Raw genomic sequence first — 22,015 nt, forward strand, 5'->3', positions numbered from 1 at the left:
TCTCACTCGCATTCTGGCTACAGAATGCAGAGGATCCGGCACTGCCAGGTCCTCCGCGATTCTTATCGTTACTTGGCTTAATCGCTTGTTTCCGGCGCCTATTAGGCAGCGACTTTTTCTTTGGCTGGCGCAGCACTGCGGGCCGCATTCAACTCGCCCAGCGCCCGTTTGTATTCAGTCGGGAACACTTTGACAAATTTGCTGCGCGAGGCAACCCAGTTGTCCAGCAAGTTGCGGGCACGCGTGCTGCCGGTGTACTTGAAGTGACGCTCGATCAAGCCTTTCAAGATCGCCTCGTCAGCCTGTACCTCGCCGCCGCGTACGGTGCTGTGCCAGATCGCTTTATCGATCGTGGCTTCCTGCTCGCCCTGGCTCAGCACCGGTTCCAGCGTCACCATCGCCATATTGCATTGCGCCGCAAATGTGCCGTCCGGATCGTAGACATAGGCCAGGCCGCCAGACATGCCGGCGCCGAAGTTACGGCCGGTGTCGCCCAGCACCACAACCGTGCCGCCGGTCATGTATTCGCAGCCATGATCGCCGGTGCCCTCCACCACTGCAATCGCGCCTGAATTACGCACCGCGAAGCGCTCGCCGGCGACGCCGTTGAGGAAGGCCTCACCGGCAATCGCACCGTACAGCACCGTATTGCCGGCGATGATGTTGTCGACCGCACGGCCGCGGAATTCGGTATTCGGACGCACGATAATGCGGCCGCCCGACAAGCCCTTGCCGACGTAGTCATTGCCCTCGCCGACCAGATCCAATGTCACGCCCTGCGCCAGGAACGCGCCTGCCGACTGGCCCGCCGTTCCTTGCAACTGGATGTGGATGGTGTCGTCGGGCAGACCCTCGTGACCGTATTTTTTCGCCACTTCGCCTGACAGCATGGCGCCGACGGTACGGTTCAGATTCTTGATCGGCGAAATGAACGAGACGCGCTCGCCCTTATCCAGCGCGGCTTTGGCTTGCGCGATCAATTTGTGATCGAGCGCCTTGTTCAGACCGTGATCCTGTTCTTCGGTGTGGTAATACACGCCGCCTTCAGGCAGTGCCGGTTGATAGAAGATGCGGCTGAAATCCAGGCCTTGCGCCTTCCAGTGCGTGATTGCGCGCGACTTGTCGAGCAGGTCGGCGCGGCCGATCAGTTCGTTGAAACTGCGGATGCCCAGCTGCGCCATGATCTGCCGCACTTCTTCGGCGATGAAGAAGAAGAAGTTGACCACATGCTCCGGTTTGCCGGAGAACTTGGCGCGCAGCACCGGATCTTGCGTGGCGACGCCGACCGGGCAGGTGTTCAGATGGCATTTGCGCATCATGATGCAGCCTTCGACCACCAGCGGTGCGGTAGCAAAACCGAACTCATCCGCGCCCAGCAAAGCGCCGATTACAACGTCGCGGCCGGTCTTCATCTGGCCATCGGCCTGAACCCGGATACGATTCCGCAAACCGTTCAGCACCAGCGTTTGCTGGGTTTCCGCCAGACCCAGTTCCCAAGGCGTGCCGGCATGCTTGATCGACGACAGCGGCGAAGCGCCGGTACCGCCGTCATGGCCGGCGATCACCACGTGATCCGATTTGGCCTTGGCAACACCCGCAGCCACGGTGCCGACACCGACTTCGGACACCAGCTTGACTGAAATCGAAGCACGCGGGTTGACGTTTTTCAGATCGTGAATCAGCTGCGCCAAATCTTCGATCGAATAAATATCGTGATGCGGCGGCGGCGAAATCAAGCCGACGCCCGGCACCGAGAAACGTAGCTTGGCGATGTACTCGGACACTTTATGTCCCGGCAACTGGCCGCCCTCGCCCGGCTTTGCGCCCTGCGCCATCTTGATCTGGATCTGGTCGGCGGAAATCAGGTATTCGGCAGTCACGCCGAAACGGCCGGACGCCACTTGCTTGATCTTCGAGCGCAGCGAATCACCCGCCAGCAACGGAATGTCGACTTCGATACGATCCTTGCCGATCACCGATGCCAGGGTTTCACCCTGCTTGATCGGGATGCCCTTCAGCTCCTGGCGATAACGGTTCTCGTCTTCGCCGCCTTCGCCGGTGTTGGATTTGCCGCCGATGCGGTTCATCGCCACTGCCAGCGTCGCATGCGCTTCGGTCGAAATCGAGCCGAGCGACATCGCGCCAGTAGCAAAACGCTTGACGATTTCCTTGGCCGGCTCGACTTCATCCAACGGAATCGCCTTGCTTGGATCGATCTTGAATTCAAACAAGCCGCGCAAAGTCATGTGGCGCTTCGATTGATCATTGATCAGCTGCGCGTATTCCTTGTAGCTGTTGAAATTGTTGGCGCGGGTCGAGTGCTGCAATTTGGCGATCGCATCCGGCGTCCACATATGCTCTTCACCGCGGATGCGGAACGCATATTCGCCGCCGGCGTCGAGCGCGTTGGCCAGCACCGGATCGTCGCTGAATGCAGCGCGGTGCAGGCGCAAGGCTTCTTCCGCCACTTCAAATACGCCGATGCCTTCAACATTCGATGCGGTACCCTTGAAGTATTTCTGGGTCATGCTCTTGTTGAGACCGATCGCTTCGAAAATCTGCGCGCCGCAATACGACATGTAAGTCGAAATGCCCATCTTCGACATGACCTTCAGCAAGCCCTTGCCGATCGCCTTCTGGAAATTGTAGATTGCCTTTTCCGGCGACAATGCGCCCGGCAAGCCGTGCGCCAGTTCGGTCAGGGTATCCATCGCCAGGTAGGGGTGGATCGCTTCGGCGCCGTAACCTGCCAGCAACGCAAAGTGATGGGTCTCGCGCGCCGAACCGGTTTCGACCACCAGGCCGGTTGACGTGCGCAGACCCTTGCTCACCAAGTGCTGGTGAATCGCGGAAGTGGCCAGCAATGCCGGGATCGCCACCTGTTCGGCGTCGACCTTGCGGTCCGACACGATCAGGATGTTATGACCGGATTTGACCGCATCGACCGCCTTGGCGCACAGCGACGCCAGGCGCGCTTCGATGCCTTCCTTGCCCCAGGCAACCGGATAGCAGATGTTCAGTTCGTACGACTTGAACTTGCCGCCGGTGTGGGCGCCGATGTTGCGCAGCTTGGCGATATCGTCGTAGTTCAAAATCGGCTGCGACACTTCCAGACGCATCGGCGGGTTGATGTTGTTGGTGTCCAGCATGTTCGGCTTCGGTCCGATAAAGGACACCAGCGACATCACCATCGCCTCGCGAATCGGATCGATAGGCGGGTTGGTGACTTGCGCGAACAGTTGCTTGAAATAGTTGTACAGCGTCTTGTTCTTGCTGGACATGACCGCTAGCGGCGAGTCGTTACCCATCGAGCCGATCGCTTCTTCAGCGGCGGCCGCCATCGGCGACATCAGGAACTTGATGTCTTCTTGCGTGTAACCGAACAGCTGCTGGCGATCCAGCAGCGGGATGGTCGAACCCGATTCCGACGGCTCCGACTCCAGCTCGTCCAGCTTGACCCGCACCGACTCAATCCATTGCTTGTATGGCTTGGCGTTGGCGAAAGTGTCTTTCAATTCCTTGTCGTCGATGATGCGACCGGCGTCGAGGTCGATCAGGAACATCTTGCCTGGCTGCAGACGCCATTTCTGGATGATCTTGGATTCCGGGATCGGCAACACGCCAGATTCGGAAGCCATCACCACGAAATCGTCGTCGGTGACGATATAACGCGCCGGACGCAAGCCGTTACGATCCAGCGTGCCGCCGATATGACGGCCGTCGGTAAACGCCATCGCTGCCGGGCCGTCCCACGGCTCCATCATCGCAGCGTGATATTCGTAGAAAGCGCGGCGGTTGTCATCCATGGTCGCGTGGTTTTCCCACGCTTCCGGAATCATCATCATCATCGCTTGCGCAATCGGATAGCCCGCCATCAGCAACAGTTCGAGCGCATTGTCGAAACAGGCGGTGTCGGACTGGCCTTCATAAATCAGCGGGAACAGCTTGCGCAGATCGTCGCCCAGCACGTGCGACTTCATCACGCCTTCGCGTGCGCGCATCCAGTTGAAGTTACCTTTGACGGTGTTGATTTCACCGTTATGCGCCAGCAGGCGATACGGGTGGGCCAGCGGCCACTCGGGGAAAGTATTGGTAGAGAAGCGTTGGTGCACCAGCGCCAGCGCCGACAGGCAACGCGGATCTTGCAGATCCTTGTAGTACACGCCGACCTGGTCAGCCAGCAGCAAGCCCTTGTAGACCACGGTGCGCGCCGACATCGACGGCACAAAGAATTCCTTGCCATGCAACAGGTTCAGCGCCTGGATCGCGTGGCCTGACGATTTACGGATCACGTATAACTTACGCTCCAGCGCATCGGTCACCATGATGTCAGGACCGCGGCCGATGAAGATCTGGCGGATCACCGGTTCCTTGTCACGCACGGTCGGCGACATCGGCATCTCGATATCCACCGGCACATCGCGCCAGCCCAGCACGACCTGGCCTTCAGCCAGCACTGCGCGCTCGATTTCCTGTTCGCAAGCAATGCGCGAAGCATTCTCCTTCGGCAGGAACACCATGCCGACGCCGAACTCGCCCGGCGGCGGCAAGATCACGCCCAGCTTCGCCATTTCTTCGCGATAGAACTGGTCCGGCACCTGAATCAGTATCCCGGCGCCGTCGCCCATCAGCTTATCCGCCCCGACCGCACCCCGATGATCCAGATTCTTCAGGATCAGCAAACCCTGCTCAATCGCCGAGTGGCTCTTCTTGCCTTTGATATGAGCAATAAAACCGACGCCACAGGCATCATGTTCATTAGCCGGATCGTATAAACCTTGCGCATGCATAACGTTGCTCCACCACTTTGAGAGTAAGGACATTAAGAATAATGCAGACAGATCCAGACTTCAATCACAACAAATGGGGTCAGAGTCAAATTAACCAGGTTAATTTCTGCACAAAAATTAAATAGGGACAGAGTCAATTTGGTGCATTTGATGGTGTTGCTGCCCTGCTGGTGATTTTTTATTTGTGCTTCGCTAAAGGATCGGCCACTTCAGGCAGCGCCTTAAAAGGGCGCCCACGCCTGGCCGGGCGCACTCTTTGATTGCCCTGCTTCTCAAGATGCGATTTGAATTTTTCCGAGCCCAGCGGCCAGCCCTTGTTGGTAGCCTCTATCAGTTGACGCGACTGGTCAGAAGTAAGTGCCTGCTCCGCCATTTGCTTATACGCAGCTTCACGGTCGAATGGCGTGTTGCCCAAGGCCCAATACAGGGCATGGTCCACCACCAGCGGGTCCGGCTTGACCCCAACATGGTGCAAATAGCTCGACCATGGGTACTCGCCCGGAGTCGCAACTATGCCTGCGCGCACCGGATTCTGGTCGATATAGCAGCTGCACAACATGAAATATGGCTCTGAATCTATCACCGTCGCCCTGTAGCGTCCTTGCCACAGAGTCCCGACTCGCCCATATTTTTGATTGAAATAAGGCACGTAGAAGCGCCCCACCCATTGCATCATCTTTGCCAAACCTTCGGCGTCGGAGGGCGTCGCCAGCAAATGCACATGGTTGCTCATCAGCACATACGCATGGATGGCTACCTTGAATTGCTTGGCAGCGTCGCGCAAGCGGCCGAGAAAATTCACGTAGTCTTCCGTCTCACGAAAAATTGCCTGGCGATCGACGCCACGCTGAATCAGGTGATGCGGCTGGTTGGGAATGACGAGTCGAGGCAGGCGGGCCATAGGGCAAGAGAGTGACTATTGGTGTGCTTATTTTACCGAATAAATCGACTCTGACCCCAATTATTCCCTACCGAATAAATCGACTCTGACCCCAATTATTCCCAGAGATAACAAATCCATAATTCATCTCAATTAAAGATGAATGACATTTTTATTATTCATTTTTCAGAATAACGCTGTCAAGGTAGCATAAACAATAATGGCTGAAAGCAGTCACCCGCTTCAGCCCACCGGGTCACTCACCTATTTTCAGGAGGATCAGCATGTCCGACACCAATACAGGCCCCAAGGCATTCACTGCAACGCTCGGCATCCGCTATCCGATCGTGCAAGGGCCGATGAATGGCGGCTCGCCGGTTGAGCTGGTGACTGCCGTCAGCAATGCCGGAGGCCTGGGGTCATTTGCCGCCGCCCTGTTGTCGCCCAAGGCAATCATTGATGCGGTGAAGAAAATCCGCGCCCTCACCTCACGGCCGTTCAACGTCAATCTATTCGTTCTGGAGTCAATCCAGACAAGTGCGGCCGAACTCGACGCCGCGCAAGCTCTGCTGCTGCCGTTCCGCACTGCGCTCGGTCTTGGCCCGGCAACCACACCGCAGAAATTCAGCGAAAGCTTCCAGGAGCAACTGGCCGCCCTGCTGGAGGCCGCGCCGCCGGTGGTCAGTTTCACCTTCGGCATACTCGATGCCGAAACGGTGGCGCAGTTTCAACGCAAGGGCTGCAAGGTCATCGGCACGGTGACCAATGTTGCCGAAGCGCTGGCCTGGGAACAAGCTGGCGCCGATTTCATCTGCGTCCAAGGTAGCGAAGCCGGCGGCCACAGAGCGACATTTATCGGCGATATCGAGCAATCCTGCATTGGCTTGATGACGTTGATTCCACAGGTTGTTGCAGCAGTGAAAGTGCCGGTGATCGCCGCCGGCGGCATCATGGACGGGCGCGGCATCGCCGCCGCCATGCTGCTGGGCGCACAGGCTGCGCAACTTGGCACGGCTTTCCTGGCGAGCCCGGAATCGGGCATAGCGCCGGCCTGGCGAGAACAGCTGGCAAGTGCGAAAAGCGACAGCACACGCCTGACCCGTAGCTTCTCCGGCAGATACGCACGCGGCATCGTCAATCCGTTCATGGAGCAGATGCGGACGCATGAAAGTGCGGTGCCGCCCTACCCGATTCAAAATGCGCTGAGCGCCGAAATACGCCAAACCGCAGCCAAACTCGGGCGTCCGGAATTCATGTCGCTATGGGCTGGCCAAGGGGTGGCGATGTCGCGCCCCATGCCGGCGGCTCAACTGGTAGCAACGCTGGCAACTGAACTGCAAGCTGTCGGCAATTGCTAGCCGCGAAGAGAAGCGACGTGCGTAAAGATCGGAAAACTGCAGCCGCCATGATTGAGCCAATATCGACCAGGGCCGCGAAGCCTGGCGCACGGCGTTGGCCGGCGCCTTATTATTCGGATGGATGTTTCAGGCCAGTCGGCATGCACGACAGATACACGAGGGTGATATCTCGGCATAAAACATCTTTCCGTCACACCGAAAATCACCCCCATCCCTGAACGGGACGGAGGCTCAAAAGTCCGCTAATGCGGAGCCGGCTCAATACTTGAAATTCGCCGTCAGCAAAGCGGAACGGCCGGGTGCGATGGTGGCGTAGATGCCGACATGTGAAGCGTCATAAATCGTGGCATTGCTCAGATTCAAAAGATTGAGCCTGAAATCCAGATGTTTGCTGACCTTGTAACTGACCATCGCATCGTAGCGCCAGTAAGACGGCAATTTGCGCGCATTGCTGTCGTCGACAAAACGTTCCGACATATAGTTGCCGCCGCCGCCAACAGTCAGCTGGCTCGTCAATTTATACGTTGTCCATGCGCTGAAGCTGTTTGGCGCTACATATTTGAGCTGCTTGCCGCTGTTGCCGCCCGCGCCGTCGGCACGCAAGACCGGGCGCAAATAGGTATAGCCGCCGAACACCGTCCAGGCTGGCGTGAGGTTCCCGGCGGCGCCCACCTCAATGCCGTCGACCCGGCTGTTGCCGATCAGCTCGACCAGGCCGGTAGTCGGTTCAATTGCGCGGCCGTTGACTTTTTCAGTGCGGAACACCGCTGCGGTCAGCATCAGCCGGTCGTCCAGCACATTCCATTTGGTGCCCACTTCGACACTGCGGTTCGATTCCGGCGGTGTCGGCGGTTGGCGCAGGCCGCCGCCGGCGACACCGTCAGCACCGCCAATTTGACCTTCTGCCTCGCCCGAAGGATTGGATGACGTTCCGTACGATGCATAGATACTGGCATTGGGCAGCGGCTTAAAGACAATCCCGGCCTGATAGTTCACGAAATCCCAGCTGCCGCGTCTTCCGGAACTGGTTGACACATCATATGCGTCGTAGCGCAACCCGCCGTTGAGCTCCCATTTCGGCGTCAGGCGCATCGTATCGAACACGTAGGCTGCGCGAGTATTGTGTTTGGTCCGAACTGCCAGCGCATCCTTGACGATGGTCCCGATGAAGGGCTGCCCGGGGTCAGGCCGGTACAGATCGGCAATCGGCGCGGTATTGCTTATGCTGAAACCCTTGTTGTAAGTGATCTCGCGGCTGAACTCAAGCCCGGCCGCATAGCTATGCTCAATGCCGCCAGTGTGCAACTTGCCGGTCAATTCGGTTTGATTGAGCAGCGTAGTGTTTTCCAGCGCCCGTCCTACGCCACGCCGGGTCACCATGCCATAGCCGGGTAGCTTAGGAGCGTTTTGCATGGTTGGCCGCGACACCACGTATTCGTTGCTGCTTTTACTGTAGCGCGTGACGTTGCGCAGCTTGCCGCCTCCTTCCATCTGATGAGATACATCCACCGTGGCAAGATCGGCGCCGGTGCGGCGGTAGTCGCGGCCGGTCAGTCCGTAAAAATTCCTGCGATCGACCTGCGCCGGCAAGCCGGTATTGTTGACGGTGTCGAACGGGATTCCCTGATCGGGAATGTCGTCGGTGCGCAAGGCGTAATAGCTCAACGTTGCCTGGGTCTTGCCGTGCAGTCCGAACGTCAGCGACGGCGCCACGCCCCAGCGGCTGACCGTGGGGCCATCGCGGCCAGCCACATTGGCTTCGTGCTTCATCAGGTTCAGGCGCAACGCAGCTTGATCTCCCAGCAGCCAGTTGGCGTCGCCAGTCAGGCGTCGGGTCTGATCGGTGCCAAGCATGGCGCTGCCGGCATAAAAATTTTCTTTTTTCGGTGCCTTGCTGACCAGGTTGATGCTGCCGCCGGTCGATCCGCGGCCGGTATAGGCAGAGCCCGGGCCTTTGACGATCTCGATCTGCTCGATGTTGAATGCCTCGTGCGAAACACGGCCAAGGTCGCGCATGCCGTCGACCATCAGATCGGTACTGGCATCGTAGCCGCGGATGAAAGGCCGGTCGCCAATCGGCGTACCGCCTTCGCCGGCGCCCAGCGTAATCCCGGGCGTGGTTCGCAGCACCTCGACAAGTGAAGTCGCGCCGCGTTCCTCGATCAGCTCCTGGTTGATCACTGTGATTGTCTTGGGCGTATCCAGCAGCGGCGCGGTAAATTTATCGGACGCGGAGCGGTCGACCTTATAGCTTCCTTCGCGCTCGCTGCGGACGTTGACTGAAGGCAGCTCGGCCTCAGGCACGCCGGCGGCGGTTATAGCCGGGGCAAACAGGCTGCTGAAAGCAATGCTGAGCGCCATATTTCTACCTTGCCTGGAAGGCTGTTCGGCAGCGTCGGCAGATTGCGGGGTGGGTGTGGATGAGGTATCCATGCGATATCCTTTCGTTTGAAAAATGACGATGCACGTAGGCCGCCAGTGCTAGGCCTGTAAATCAAGTTCTTTACGCGCACGCTTTTCAATGGCGCGGATAAAGTTATCAATTTATACATGTAATTACAAATGATAACCGTTCTCATCCAGTTTTGGTAGAGAATACTTGTTTATTTTTCAATCGCTCAGAAAGAGAGAGGCAAGGAACCGTAAATCAATCGACGGCGTGGGAGACGCCCTCGCAGAGGGCGTTCCCAAAGATGGCGCTACTGTTTTACAGACACTCTTATCGGAAAGCCGGCTCGCTGAAACTGCGCAGTTTGCGGCTATGCAATTGCTCTACGCCCTGATTGCGCAGCAATTCCAGCGCCTTGATGCCGATCTTCAAATGCTGGTTGACGCGTTGCTCGTAAAAGCGATTCGCCATCCCGGGCAATTTTATTTCGCCGTGCAGCGGCTTGTCCGAGACGCACAGCAAAGTGCCGTAAGGGACGCGGAAGCGGAAACCGTTGGCCGCCACCGTCGCGCTTTCCATATCCAGCGCGATAGCCCGGCTTTGATTGAAGCGCAGCAAAGGCTTGCGATGATCGCGCAGTTCCCAGTTGCGATCGTCGATCGACGCCACTGTGCCGGTACGCATGATGCGCTTCAGTTCATAGCCCTCCAGCTGGGTGATGGCGGCCACCGCATCTTGCAAAGCCAGTTGCACCTCGGCCAGCGCAGGCACCGGCACCCACAGCGGCAAGTCGTCGTCCAGCACATGATCGTCGCGCACATAAGCATGCGCCAGCACGTAGTCGCCCATCCGCTGCGAGGTCGACAAGCCGGCGCAATGGCCCAGCATGATCCAGCCGTGCGGGCGCAGCACAGCAACATGGTCGGTAATGGTTTTGGCATTCGACGGGCCGACGCCGATATTGATCAGCGTGATGCCGGAACCATCGGCGCGTTGCAAATGATAGGCCGGCATCTGCGGCTGCCGCGCCGGCGCAATGCCGGTGAGTGCGCGATCGGACGGCAGATCGTCGAGGTTGGCGTTCCAGGTGGTCAGATCGCCCGGCTCGACAAATGCCGTGTATTGCTGGCGATATTCGCGCTGCACCGGATCGCTGCTGGCTTGCATCAGCTCGCGCCCCATGCGGATGAATTCGTCGACGTAGAACGCGTAGTTGGTAAACAACACATAGCGCTGGAAACGATCGGGCGAGGTCGCCGTATAGTGCTTCAGCCGGTGCAGCGAATAATCGATGCGCGGCGCGGTAAACAAGGACAGCGGATGCGGATCGCCCGGCAGCTCTTCAAACGTGCCGTTGACGATGCGGTCGTCCATGGTCGCCAGGTTGGGCAGGTCGAACACATCCGGCAGCGTACGCAAATGATCGGGATCGAGATTACCTTCGACATGGATGCCTTCGGGGAAGGCGAAGTGCACCGGGATCGGCATGTCGCTGACGCCGATTTCGAGCGGTACGTCGTGGTTATCGCGCAGCAGTTTGAACTGGCTGACCAGGTAATTGGTGTACAGCTCCGGCCGGGTCAGCGTAGTTTCGTAGACGCCGGGACCAGAGACAAAACCAAAGGAATGGCGGGTATCGGCCCGGGTATTGAACTCGGTCGTGACGCGTACAAACGGATAGCAGGCGCGCACTCGTTCCGGCATCGAAGCGCCATTTGCAAAGCGCTTGAAAGCTTCACGCAACAAGGCGGTGTGGTGTTCGTAAATTTCTTGCACGCGGACGACGGCGGCGTGGGGATCGGTAAATTGCTCAGTCGGGAACATTGAATCTCCATAGCGGTATCGACACATAGCGGGACGCCAGACGCGCTGGCGTCATGGTCCGGACTTTTTATCCGGACCTTACAGTTCAATTCTACTGGGATTGGCGCGAGAGCGGGAGCCGAAAGCTATGGCAAGTTATAGCAAGTGCAGCAAGTACGGCATTACTTCAGCAAATCGTACTTGCCGCCCTTTTCGATTGCGCGCTGATACGCCGGCCGCTCGTGGATACGCTGCAAAAAGGCAAGCAAGCGCGGCCGGCTGGCGTCCAGGCCGCCGCGCGATTGCGAGGCTTCCAGCGGGAAGCTCATCTGGATGTCGGCAGCGCTGAATTCTTCACCGGCAAACCAGGTCGATTTGCCTAGCTCGCCTTCCATGAAATCCAGATGCGTCTTGAGTTGCGGATCGATGTAGTTGCGCTGCACGCCGTCAGCGATCATGCGCGCCAGCGGCCGCAGAATAGCAGGCATGGGCGGCCGCGCCAGGCGGCCGAAGATCAGCTTCATCAGTAATGGCGGCATGGCCGAACCTTCGGCGTAATGCAGCCAGTAGGTGTAGCGCCGGCGGTCCTTGCTGCCCGCCGCCGGGATCAGGCGGCCGCCGCCATATTGCTGCAGCAGGTATTCGACAATCGCGCCGGATTCGGCGATCGTGTTATCGCCGTCCGTGATCACCGGCGCTTTGCCCAGGGGATGAACTGCCTTCAGCGCAGCCGGCGCCAGCATGGTTTTTGGATCGCGCCGATAGGGCTTGATCTCATAATCCAGCCCCAGCTCTTCGAGCAGCCACAGCACGCGCTGCGAACGGGAATTGTTGAGATGGTGAACGATGATCATGGTCGGCAAGTCCGGTCAGGTAGCAGGAGAAATTACAGTCCTGCTAGCGTAACCGATTTACCGGGGGATGATCCCGTCTTTGCTAAACCCGGGTTGGACTCAGCAAACCTTGGCAAGTTGCGCGCTGTGCGTCTGCCGCCGGCAGCTTGCCGCACACCGTATCGAGTTGCTGCCGCAAACGCCCCAGCACCGCTTGATGCTTGCCGTCGCCATTCCAGGCGTTGAGCTTTTTCGCCAGGCGTTCCAGCACCGTGCGGTTACGTTCGTAAAACGCATTCTGAGTGCCGCCCAGTTCTTGCAGCACAGTACGCGCAACCTTCTCTATCCGCCCTTCGTCTTGCGGCGTCAGTTCCAGCAAGCCCGACAAATACGCCGCGCCCCATTGCAAGCGCGTCGCCGGCCCCTGCGCCGCCTGATAAGCTTGCTCATACCAATTGATGGCGCCGGTTTTATCGCCGCGCTTCTTGGCGTTCGAAGCCAGGCTGAGCATGAAATAGTAAGGCGCATGCGAGCGCTTCAACTCCGCCTTGAGCAAACTATCCGAATCGTCCAGCAAGCCGGCGTCGCTCAAGGCATGGGCGCCGGCATTGATCACCGATTGCCGTTCATAGGCATCGGTAGTTGCACTGTCGGCTTGCGCCACGCTTTGCCGCACATCTTTGAGCAAGGCTGGCGCCAGCGCACCGTCCGGCGTGTCGATACGCGCCAGCGATACTTGCGCTGCCGTTGCCTGCAAGCGATCAGTCTTGGATAAAGTGCGGTCGCCGGACAGGCGCTGCATGGCGAGATTCCAGGCCGCGATCAATTTGGCGCGGGCCGGCGATTTCGGCGAGGTCGCCAGTTGCACCAGTTCAGCCGGATAGTTGGTCAAGATATCCATGTTCTCGCGCGCAACACGCGCATCCGCCACTGCTTTCGTCAATTGCGCTGCCGCCGACGTTTTATCAACGCCGGCGGTCTCGCCCGGCTTGGCAGCGGCTACCAGCGCGCTTAAGGCCAGGCGATTGGCGCTATCGCCAGCCGGACAAGCTGCCGCCAAACGCTTCAGCGTAGACCATAATTCCTTGCTGCCGACCAGCTGCTGTTCATCCGTATCCCATGAGTAGTAGGCCAGCAAACGCCATTCGTCCGCAGTCAGCTTGGCGCCGGCCAGCGCTGCCTGCAAAGTCTGCTTGACCGGGCGGTTGGCGCTGATGCCGAGCGTCAGCGTCTGCAGATAACGGTCGGCGTCGATCTCTCCCGGCAAACGGGTGATTTCAGTGCCGTCCGGCTTGAACAGGATCATGGTCGGATAACCGCGCACCTTGAAACGCTCGCCGAGTTTTTGCGCACCGGCGCTATCGCCGTCGATGTGTACCGGCACAAAAAAACGCGAGCGCTCGATAAATCCCTGCCGATTGAAAATCGTGGCTTTTACCTGATTGCAAGGCGGACACCAGCTCGCGCCCCAATACAGGAACAAGGGCTTGTTATGCGCCTTGGCAAAAGCGAAGGCGGCGTCGACATCGCCGTCATACCAGTTGATGCCCTCGGCAGTTGTGGTCGCATCGGCCGCTGCGGGCTTGGCGGTGGCGGTCAGGGCCGTGGCCGGCGCGGTGGCGCACATCAGCGTGGCAAACATGGCGGCGGCAGCTGATAAGGTCTTCATTTTTTGCTCACGTCAACGGTTGAAACCGCATAGGGATAGGCAAAGTCCATCCCTATGCAGCCATGAAAATATCTTCTACGAACCAAAGTGATAATTGAATTCCAGCCATCCCTGACGGCCATAGGGATTGTAGTTACCGGTAGGATAATACGGCCAGCCGCCGGTATTGTCTTGCTTCACCGAGTTAAACACATTGTTGACGATCAGCGCCACCGATGCGCGTGGGTTGATCTGATAGCTGGCGCTCAGATTAACCAGTGCAAAGGGCGAGATGCGGCGGGTCTGGTCGGCGCTGGGCAAGCTGCCGTAACGCGTGACTTGCACCGTGCCGGTCCACTTGTCGCGCAGCCAGGTCACGCTGGCGTTGACCTTGGAACCCCAGTCCGGATTGGTCAGCGCATTCAACAAGTCCTGATCGGGATCGCTGGCAAACTGCCGGTAATGATGGCTGAGCACCTTGGTGTAATTCGCCTTCAGCAGGAAATCGCCGATAGCGCCGGCCTTGATGCGCCACTTGCCGCTCACATCGAGACCGCTGGTGCGTTCTTGCGCAGCATTGATCGGATTCACAAGAATTTCCTGGATGGCGTTCGGATTGAGCGGCGCATTGGCCGGATTGCGGTGCACCCGGGCCAGCGCATCGACGCAGGTCGGCGAATTGATGTCGAGCTGGCCGGCGCGGCAATTGGCCTCGTTGTGCAAAATAATATCGGAGTCGAGATTGGTGACCAGGTTATCGATCTGGATCCGCCAGAAATCGGCCGAAATATCGAAGTTGGAACTTGGCGACCACACCACGCCGTAACTCCACGATTTACCGTTTTCGGATTTCAGATCCTTGCTGCCGGTCTGGATATAATTCGCGCCCGGCGAATAATTGTTGAACTCACAGCCGGCCAACGCCTGTCCCGCCAGCTGGCAGCGGTAATAGTCGGTGGTCGACGCATAATAGCCGCGAGTGGTGCTCGAATAGATGTAGTTCATGTCGGGTGCGCGGAAACTGGTCGCATAGTTACCACGGAACAGCAAGGTCTTGGCGGGCCGGAATTCGAGCCCGGTGTTATAGGTGAATTTGCCGTCGTTGCGGCCGGCAAAGCTGTACTCGTCGTAACGTCCGGCGACGGTGGCGATCAACTGTTTGATGATCGGAATATTCAACTCTGCGCCCAAGGCGTAGCGTTTGCGCGATCCGCTAGCGCCTTCGGCAGCTGCCTGGTTGAAGAACACGCCTTGATTGAATTGCGGGTCCGGCGTGTTGCTGAAACCCTGGCTGCCGAACTCAGTCACCGCCGCCAGCCGCACCGGCCCGGCCGGCAAATTGAACAGATCGCCGTTAGCGCTCAGGCTCAAGGTCTGGGTCCAGGATTTGTTGCGGCTGGTTGCTTCGCCGGTGATGGAGTTGAACTGATCCGGGGTCAGCGGCTGGTACAGTCTTTTCGGATCCGGCGCATAGATGGCGACACCGTCGGCGTCGTAGCCCAGACGCGGACCGAGGAAAAAGCTGTCGACATTCTTCAGCAGCAAAGGCGTGGTTCTGCGGCTGGTATAGGCGGAGATATTGTAAGCCGCTTCATAATTCCAGCTGCTGGTCGACGGCACATCGCCGCGTACGCCTAGCGTCAGATTAGCCGCAACGTCATGCCATTTGCTGTTGTAACGAGTGACTCCGCCAATTTCTTCAGGCGAAATCCGGCGTGCCCAGCTTTCGTTACGGCCGCTATTCTGGTTATAGAAATAGCTGCTGCCGGCGGCTTCCGAGGTCCAGTTAGGGCCGCGCGTATTATTTTCCGTGGAGTTAAATCCCAGCATCAGATCGCTGAACAATTCGGTCTTGCCGCTCAGTTGATAGCTCAAGCTGCCGAACAGATTCTCGCTTTGGTTCTGAGTCATGGTGGTCCAATACGCCGGCCTCGCCTTGCCGCTGCCGCAATACACGCCTTTTTTTGCCTGCATCCTTACCACGCTGTCGTAGAACAGGTTGCCGAGCTGGCCGCAAGTATCGGCGCCCGGATCGATGTATTTATTGCTGTCGACATTGAGCCGTGAAAATACCGCTGTCGGCGTCGTGCCGTCGGATGAAACCGATGACATGAAATCGCGCTGGCGGGCCCAGATCGGCTGGGTCCGGCTCAGCTCTATGCCAAACACCCCGCTCAAATTCCCGCTGCTGCCGCCACCGGTGAACTGGATCCGCTGGTTAGCGCCGCCGTCTTTAGTGCCACCGGCCTTGATGTTGAAGTCGAAACCGCTGATTTGCTTTTTCGTAATGATGTTGACCACGCCGGCAATCGCATCCGATCCATACACCGCCGAGGCGCCGCTGTTCAATATCTCGATCCGCTCCACCAGCGCCGAAGGAATATTCGCCAGATTGACGAAATTGACCGAACCTTCATAAGCCACCGGATAGTCGGCAATCCGCCTGCCGTTCAGCAGGATCAGCGTGTGATTCGGACCGAGGCCGCGCAAGCTGATGGTATTCGCCGCAGGCGTGAAGGTGTTGCCGTAGTCGGCGCCCTGGGTCATGCCGGTATTCTGGGTCTGCGCACTGAGGGCTTCAAACACATTGCGATAACCCTGCTTTTCGATATCCTCGCCGGTGATCACCGTAACGCTGGTCGGCCCTTCCTTGCTGGCGCGTGGAATCCGCGAGCCGGTGACCACCACCGCTTTGGTGTCGCCGGCTGCCGCGTTATCTTCCGCGGCTTGGGCATTAGCTGTTTGATAGAAGTTTGGTATTACATAAGCAATCAACAGCGACAGCGCAGTCTGCGCAGGCAGGGTTTTGAATCTCAGCATGTATTGCCATTCCTTCGCATATATTCTTTTGTAAAGAACTGTGTCGCTCTTTAATGGGGAACGAGAATATAGTAGGCAGACGGCAATACGAACTGATGGTTTTACATATCTATATGCGCTACATGTTGGAAGGCACTTTCCGCAAACTTGAATGCAGCAGCCACGCTCAAAGCATCCTTGCTCAGCTTGCTTTAGACTGAGTATTTTTTTCGCCTGCTAATGGCGGTTAGTAAATTTCCAGACAGACCGATACCAACAAAAAAGGAGCTTGCATGACTGATCTTTCCCTCTTCCCTATCACCAAGAAATGGCCGGCCCGCCATCCCGAACGGATCCAGCTGTATTCCTTGCCAACTCCCAACGGCGTCAAAGTATCTATCATGCTGGAGGAAACCGGCCTGCCTTACGAGCCGCACCTGGTCAGCTTCGACAGCAACGACCAGACCTCGCCCGAGTTCCTGTCGCTCAATCCGAATAACAAGATCCCGGCCATCCTCGATCCCAATGGGCCGGACGGCAAACCGCTGCCGCTGTTTGAATCAGGCGCGATCCTGATTTATCTGGCGGACAAAAGCGAGCGCTTCTTGCCGCATGACCGCGCCGGACGCTACCAGACGATCCAGTGGCTGATGTTCCAGATGGGCGGCATCGGGCCGATGTTCGGCCAGCTTGGATTTTTCAATAAATTCGCTGGCAAGGATTACGAAGACAAGCGCCCGCGCGACCGCTACGTCGCAGAATCGAAGCGCCTGCTGGCGGTACTCAACCAACGCCTTGCGGACAGCCACTGGATCATGGGGGATACCTATACCATCGCCGACATCGCCACCTTCCCCTGGGTACGCAACCTGATCGGTTTCTACGAGGCAGGCGATCTGGTGGGCATTGCCGATTTCCCGCATGTCACGCGGGCGCTCGATGCGTTTGTTGCGCGGCCGGCGGTGGCAAAAGGCCTGACGATTCCAAAGCGCGGCTGATGTTGAGATAAGCCGAATCAAGGAACCGCTCCCGGCGGCTACTCAAGCCGGGGACGGTGCGATAAAATTGCGCATCCCACCACATTTGGATCTCCATGTCTTCGCGCCGAAAATTCCTGCAAAAGAGCTTGTTCCTGACCGCCTCCGGCCTCTTTTCCAGCCAGCTCCCATTTGCAGCGCAGACAGCGCTCGCCAAGGAAGCGCCCGCCACCTCTTCTGACGCCTTGCCGGCGATGGACCCGCCGCCGGACATCTTTGACGCGCAACTGGTCGACATGGAATTCTGGCTCAAACCGCGAGTGATCGAAGTGACGCGCCCTGCCAGCGGCGAACGCGCCAAGCTTCTGTATTGGAAAGATGGGGAAGTGCAAGAGTCCGCCTATCAGCAGCTATGCCATCTGCTGCGGGATGTCCAGGGCAAGCAAACCGCGCCGATAGATCCCAAGCTGCTTGAGACCCTGTGGGGCACCCAGGCTTTTATTGCGCGCTACGGCATTGTCCAGCCTCTGGAAATCCTGTCGGGATTCCGTACCGCCGCGACCAACCAGCACCTGATCGAAACCGGCGTGCCGGCGGCGCGCAAATCCTTGCATTTGGAAGGCCGCGCAGCCGACATCCGCCTCACGCAGTTAGATGCGGACGTGCTGGGCGGCTTGATCCGCAGCTTCCGCCAGGGCGGAGTCGGCTTCTATTACCGGCCAGGGAAAAATGGCGGCTGGATTCACGCCGACACGGGGCTGCAACGCACCTGGAAAGGGTGATTGCGTTTCGGCGCTGCGTAATTTCAGGCGAATCAATGTGGCTTGTCTGCCGCATTGATTCGCCGCATTGACGCGCTTTTTCAGCTCGACAGTGTTGCTCCCTGCTGAGAAAAAATCACCTTCAAATACGCTCGATGATCATGGCTATGCCTTGACCACCGCCAATGCACATGGTGATCAAACCATAGCGCTTATTAGTGCGTATCAACTCATACAGGCATTTGATTGCGATGATGCCGCCGCTCGCACCCAGAGGATGGCCGAGCGCGATGGCGCCGCCGTTGACATTGGTGCGCGCCGGATCAAGGCCCAAGCCTTTGCACACACCCAGCGACTGCGCGGCAAAGGCTTCGTTGGATTCGATCACATCCATATCGTCAAGATTGAGACCGGCGCGCTTCAAGGCCAGCTGAACCGCCGGAATCGGGCCGGTTCCCATAATCGTTGGATCAACCCCGGCCACCCCATAAGAAACCACACGCGCCAATGGCGTCAGTCCGGCGCGCGCCGCAGCCTCAGCCGCCATCAAGACGCAGGCTGCCGCACCGTCGTTGATGCCGGAGGCATTGCCGGCGGTGACCGTGCCGCCCTCTTTCTTGAATGCCGGCTTCAGCTTAGCCAGCGATTCCATGGTGGCGTCGGCCTTCGGATATTCGTCGGTGTCGAATAATGTGACGCCTTTACGCGTCTTGATTTCGACCGGCACGATCTGCGATTTGAAGTAACCGGCGGCGATGGCCGCAGTCGCGCGTCTCTGGCTTTCCAGTGCGAAGGCGTCCTGCTCTTGGCGCGAGATGCCGTATTTCTCAGCCACGTTTTCAGCAGTGACACCCATGTGACCGGCGCCGAAAGGGTCCGACAAAGCGCCGACCATCATGTCGATCATCTTGATATCGCCCATGCGCGCACCAAAGCGAGCGGCTTGCGTGGCGTACAGCGAACGGCTCATGCTTTCGACGCCGCCGCCGACTGCAATATCGGTCTCTTCGAGCTGGATGGCGTTGGCGGCCGTGATGATGGCTTGCAGGCCCGAGCCGCACAGGCGGTTCAGCGTCAGCGCCGTGGAATCCTTGCCCATGCCGGCATTCAGACCGACCACGCGCGACACATACATATCGCGCGCTTCAGTGTGGATGACGTTGCCGAATATGATCTGTCCAGCTTGGGTCGGCTCGATCCTGGCACGCGCAAATGCTTCCTTGACCGCAATCGCGCCCAGTTCGCCTGGCGCCAGATCCTTCAATGCGCCGCCATATGCGCCAATCGCAGTGCGGGCAGCGCCGACAATTACTACGTCTCTGATGTTAGCCATGTTTATCTCCTGGTTGGTTTGCGGTTTAGCGATGTGATATCAATCCGTACGGGCGACCTTGCAGCGGCCTGACAGCGCCGCTGAATGCAGACAATCATATTAGCGCAGACGCGCTTGCGAAGTTCAAACTCTATCTAGTGAAAGTCGCCTCCTTCAGGCGTCGTCTGTAAACGGAATTGCTTCGGTGTCAGGCCGGTATGCCGTTTAAAGACACGGCTGAAGTAAGCCGGATCCTGAAAGCCTAACTCGTACGCAATGCTGGCCACGGCGGACGGCACGTAAGTCAGTTTGCGCCTGGCTTCCAGCATCAGGCGGTGCTGCATCATGTCAAACGCCGATTTACCGGTGAGCCTGACGCACAGGCGGTTCAGGCGGCTCTCGGTAACGCGCAACTGTGCCGCACAACGGCCTACCTGCCATTGTTCTTTGTAATGCTCTTCAACCAACACCCGGAAACGGCTGAACAATTCGAAATCGTGACGGCCGGTGCGGTCCGCCGAGCGATGATCGGAATGCAGGCGCACCAGCAGCAGCAACACGCTGCGCGCCAGCCATTCCAGCATAAGGGTATGCCCGGCGCGCGGCCAGGACGATTCGGTCATCAGTTGTTTTAGCAAGATTTCGATGCGTTGCCGGCTTTCATCGACCGCAGTCAGAGCTATCGCCAGCGGCTCCACGAAGATGGTGGAAAACAAGGCTGCATCAACGCCCAGTTTGTCGCCAAACAACAAATTCTGGTCGACCGTCAAGACAAAACCCTGTGCTTCCTTTGAGAAATCGAAACCATGCACTACCGATGGGTGGATGGTGAGCGCCACCGGCCCCTCGCATTCCCATAACCCGGCGTCGATCTCGGCGCGGACGTGGCCGCCGAACAAAAAGAGGATCTGAAACAAGCCGCGGTGCGTGTGGCTTTGAATATGCCAGTCGTGCAGCCGGCTGCGCGTTTCTATCAACTCGATATGGACAAATTCGGCGTTCTCAGCCGCCGTGTTTTCGCCATATAAAGCGAATTGCGGAATCTCTTTTTTTATGACTTTTTTAATTGCATGCCGAGCGCCCATGGTTTGCTTCCCAAAACAAGTGACTGTCAAAATAGTACAAGTTATTCTGCGTTTCATCCATTTTTAACTGAGCCCGTCTGGACTAGCATCTATAGCCATCGGTGTTACACAAAAATCATTAAAAATGGAGAAGACAAATGCACGCAATGAAAACGCAAGCAGCGATTATCGGCGCCGGACCGGCAGGTCTTTTGCTATCGCATCTGCTGCATCTGAACGGCATCGAATCTGTCGTACTGGAAAGCCGTAGCCGCACCGAGATCGAAGCCACTATCCGCGCCGGCGTGCTGGAACAGGGCACGATGGATATCCTGAACCAAAGCGGCGTCGGCGCCAGGATGCAACGCGAGGGCGTAGTGCACCACGGCATCGAACTGGCTTTCGGCGGCCGCCGTCATCGTATCGATTTGACCGAACTTACCGGACGCTCAATCACTGTCTATGCGCAGCATGAAGTGATCAAGGATCTGGTTGCCGCACGCCTCGCCGCCGACGGAAAAATCCTATTCGAAGTGAGCGATGTCAGCCTGCACGATATCCAGAGCACAGCCCCTTCAGTGCGTTATACGCAGCTGGGAGAACCGGCTTTGCTGCAAGCAGATTTCGTGATCGGCTGCGATGGCTTTCACGGCATTTCGCGGCCCTGCATCCCCGAGAATCCGCGCCAGGATTTCCAGCGCAACTATCCTTTCGGCTGGTTCGGCATCCTGGTCGAGGCGCCGCCTTCTTCGGACGAACTGATCTATGCCCAGCATCAACGCGGCTTCGCCCTGGTAAGCACCCGTTCGCCGACTGTGCAGCGCTTGTATTTCCAATGCGATCCCAAGGACGATGTGAATAACTGGTCCGATGACCGCATCTGGTCGGAACTGAATACGCGTTTGGCGTGTGAAGACGGCTGGGCGCTGAAAGAAGGAAAAATATTCCAGAAAAACATCATCGGCATGCGCAGCTTTGTCTCGACGCCGATGCAATACGGACGGTTGTTCCTGGCCGGCGACGCCGCTCATATCGTGCCGCCAACCGGCGCCAAGGGCTTGAATCTTGCCGTCTCGGATGTGCGCCTGTTAGCGCTTGGATTTGAGCAATTCTATAAAAAAGGCCAACAGGACTTGCTGGCCAGCTACACCGAAACGGCGCTCAAGCGTGTCTGGCGCGCCGAACATTTTTCCTGGTGGATGACCAGCGTGCTGCACAATTTTTCGGACGCCTCGCCGTTTCAGCAGCAGTTGCAGCGGGCCGAACTGGAATATGTGGTCGCTTCACGCGCCGCCGCCACAGCGCTGGCGGAAAACTATGTCGGCATGGAATTTTAACGACAAGCTTATTGTATTTCCTGTAATCAACACCGATCCGCAGTCCTGAAAAACATGTGGATTT

General features: G+C 58.0%; 13 protein-coding genes. 4 read left to right on the plus strand and 9 right to left on the minus strand.

Annotated elements, in window-relative coordinates:
* Positions 1–101 precede the first annotated feature (101 nt).
* Both KHU33_RS02900 and KHU33_RS02905 read right to left on the minus strand, forming a co-directional pair.
* Positions 102–4,790 (minus strand): glutamate synthase-related protein, encoded by a 4,689-nt coding sequence (locus KHU33_RS02900; RefSeq protein WP_211461052.1) that lies wholly within the window; start codon positions 4,788–4,790, stop codon positions 102–104.
* A gap of 178 nt (positions 4,791–4,968) precedes the next feature.
* Positions 4,969–5,691: a transposase gene (locus tag KHU33_RS02905; RefSeq protein WP_211461011.1), complete on the minus strand. Its 723-nt coding sequence runs from the start codon at positions 5,689–5,691 to the stop codon at positions 4,969–4,971.
* Positions 5,692–5,954: 263 nt separating this feature from the next.
* Here KHU33_RS02905 and KHU33_RS02910 point away from each other — a divergent pair, with 263 nt between their 5' ends.
* On the plus strand, positions 5,955–7,028 hold the full coding sequence (locus tag KHU33_RS02910) for an NAD(P)H-dependent flavin oxidoreductase (protein WP_211461012.1): 1,074 nt from the start codon (positions 5,955–5,957) through the stop codon (positions 7,026–7,028).
* Between the two features lie 258 nt (positions 7,029–7,286).
* On the opposite strand, the gene KHU33_RS02915 is transcribed toward KHU33_RS02910, so the two are convergent.
* The 5 genes from KHU33_RS02915 to KHU33_RS02935 all read right to left on the minus strand — a co-directional run bounded on the left by KHU33_RS02915 (position 7,287) and on the right by KHU33_RS02935 (position 16,521).
* Entirely contained in the window at positions 7,287–9,461 is a 2,175-nt protein-coding gene (locus KHU33_RS02915) for a TonB-dependent receptor (protein WP_211461013.1), read from the minus strand.
* A gap of 286 nt (positions 9,462–9,747) precedes the next feature.
* Entirely contained in the window at positions 9,748–11,241 is a 1,494-nt protein-coding gene (locus KHU33_RS02920) for an AMP nucleosidase (RefSeq protein ID WP_211461014.1), read from the minus strand.
* A 161-nt stretch (positions 11,242–11,402) separates the two neighbouring features.
* The gene (locus KHU33_RS02925) at positions 11,403–12,074 is read right to left on the minus strand and encodes a glutathione S-transferase (protein WP_211461015.1); all 672 of its coding nucleotides are present in this window, start codon (positions 12,072–12,074) and stop codon (positions 11,403–11,405) included.
* Between the two features lie 82 nt (positions 12,075–12,156).
* Complete coding sequence (locus KHU33_RS02930; protein ID WP_211461016.1) at positions 12,157–13,722, minus strand: thioredoxin family protein; 1,566 nt, start codon at positions 13,720–13,722, stop codon at positions 12,157–12,159.
* 75 nt (positions 13,723–13,797) lie between these two features.
* Entirely contained in the window at positions 13,798–16,521 is a 2,724-nt protein-coding gene (locus tag KHU33_RS02935; RefSeq protein ID WP_230414015.1) for a TonB-dependent receptor domain-containing protein, read from the minus strand.
* A gap of 272 nt (positions 16,522–16,793) precedes the next feature.
* Between KHU33_RS02935 and KHU33_RS02940 the strand changes: the two genes are divergently transcribed.
* A complete protein-coding gene (locus KHU33_RS02940) occupies positions 16,794–17,498 on the plus strand; it encodes a glutathione S-transferase N-terminal domain-containing protein (RefSeq protein ID WP_211461017.1) in 705 nt (234 codons plus the stop codon).
* A 95-nt stretch (positions 17,499–17,593) separates the two neighbouring features.
* Positions 17,594–18,259 carry a YcbK family protein gene (locus tag KHU33_RS02945; protein ID WP_211461018.1) on the plus strand — a complete coding sequence of 222 codons (666 nt, stop codon included), beginning with the start codon at positions 17,594–17,596 and terminating at the stop codon, positions 18,257–18,259.
* Between the two features lie 121 nt (positions 18,260–18,380).
* Here KHU33_RS02945 and KHU33_RS02950 read toward each other — a convergent pair whose 3' ends face one another.
* Positions 18,381–19,571 carry an acetyl-CoA C-acyltransferase family protein gene (locus KHU33_RS02950; protein ID WP_211461019.1) on the minus strand — a complete coding sequence of 397 codons (1,191 nt, stop codon included), beginning with the start codon at positions 19,569–19,571 and terminating at the stop codon, positions 18,381–18,383.
* 134 nt (positions 19,572–19,705) lie between these two features.
* On the minus strand, positions 19,706–20,635 hold the full coding sequence (locus tag KHU33_RS02955) for a helix-turn-helix domain-containing protein (RefSeq protein WP_211461020.1): 930 nt from the start codon (positions 20,633–20,635) through the stop codon (positions 19,706–19,708).
* A gap of 146 nt (positions 20,636–20,781) precedes the next feature.
* On the opposite strand from KHU33_RS02955, the gene KHU33_RS02960 reads away from it, so the two are divergent.
* Positions 20,782–21,951, plus strand: a complete 1,170-nt coding sequence (locus KHU33_RS02960) for a 4-hydroxybenzoate 3-monooxygenase (protein ID WP_211461054.1) — start codon at positions 20,782–20,784, stop codon at positions 21,949–21,951.
* Positions 21,952–22,015 lie beyond the last annotated feature (64 nt).

The organism is Collimonas silvisoli, assembly GCF_018305005.1.
Classification (GTDB): domain Bacteria; phylum Pseudomonadota; class Gammaproteobacteria; order Burkholderiales; family Burkholderiaceae_D; genus Collimonas; species Collimonas silvisoli.